This window comes from Bacillus sp. P4_D3 (assembly GCF_056401855.1).
Map to the genome: position 1 here is coordinate 1 of NZ_JBFUIN010000764.1, position 1420 is coordinate 1420.

The 1420-nt window shown below is 33.0% G+C and carries 1 protein-coding gene; it reads right to left on the bottom strand.

The features are described from left to right. Positions 1-1209: 1209 nt before the first annotated feature. A partial coding sequence (locus tag AC1DTM_RS26445; protein WP_477001278.1) for an IS3 family transposase occupies positions 1210-1420 on the bottom strand: 211 nt, incomplete at its 5' end.

Below are 1420 nucleotides of genomic sequence, written 5' to 3' on the forward strand. Positions count from 1 at the left end.
TTATAAATGGTGATATGTGGTACATACAATAGAATCAGTAATTTGTTCAAAAGCTTCCCCTATGCCTCTATTTCTGATAACAAAAGTAGAGATATAGGGAAATATCCAATTATGGAAATAGGGATATATCTATATAGAGAAGGAGATTATAGTAGTGATATGTGGTACATACAATAGAACCAGTAATTTGTTCAAAAGCTCCCCCTATACCACCATGTCTAATAATAAAAGTAGAGAAATAGGGAAATATCCAATTATAGAAATAGGGATATATCTATATCGAAAAGAAGATTATAGTAGTGATATGCGGTACATATAATAGAATCAGTAATTTGTTCAAAAGCTCTTCCTATGCCACCATTTCTGATAACAAAAGTAGAGATATAGGGAAATATCCAATTATAGAAATAGGGATATATCTATATCGAAAAGAAGATTATAGTAGTGATATGCGGTACATATAATAGAATCAGTAATTTGTTCAAAGACTCCTCCTATGCCACCATTTCTGATAACAAAAGTAGAGAAATAGGGAAATATCCAATTATAGAAATAGGGATATTTATATATTGTGAGGGAGAKTATAATAGTRATATGTGGTACATATAATAGAATCAGTAATTTGTTCAAAGACTCCTCCTATGCCACCATTTCTGATAACAAAAGTAGAGAAATAGGGAAATATCCAATTATRGAAATAGGGATATTATAATGGTGATATGTGGTACATACAATAGAATCAGTAATTTGTTCAAAAGCTTCCCCTATGCCTCTATTTCTGATAACAAAAGTAGAGATATAGGGAAATATCCAATTATGGAAATAGGGATATATCTATATTTCAAAGAAGATTATAGCCGTGATATCAGGACTACTTCATTTTGACACTCCCATCCCTAAAGGGGAAAGATGACTTATGTCAGTGCGATTCGTGCTACCAAAACCAGGTCTATTTCTAGATGTCAAAAAACCAAAATAAGATTGTGATACCGTACGAATTTCGTATTAACCGTAGGAACTACGGGATTAGCCTACTAGGATAACCGAAGGATACTTTGGTGTTCGTAGGAATCCCCCACTTCAAACAACCCATAAGGGTGTTAAGTGGAGGGTAGTTCAATTCAACAGAATTTAGGTCACATAAATATAAAAAGACCTTAGGATTATACCTATGGTCTTATCCCTGTCAAGTAGACAATATTAAAAAGACTAAGCAGCCATCGAGATTCGATATTCTATCGGAGCTCGGTGGTTGAGTCGTTTTTGGAACCGTTTATAGTTATAAAAATAAATATACTCTTCAATTGCTTGTATTAAATCTGCTTCTGTTTTAAAATGATTCAAATACAACATTTCCGATTTAAAATGGGAGAAAAATGACTCAATACAGGCATTATCATGGCAGTTTCCTTTGCGAGAG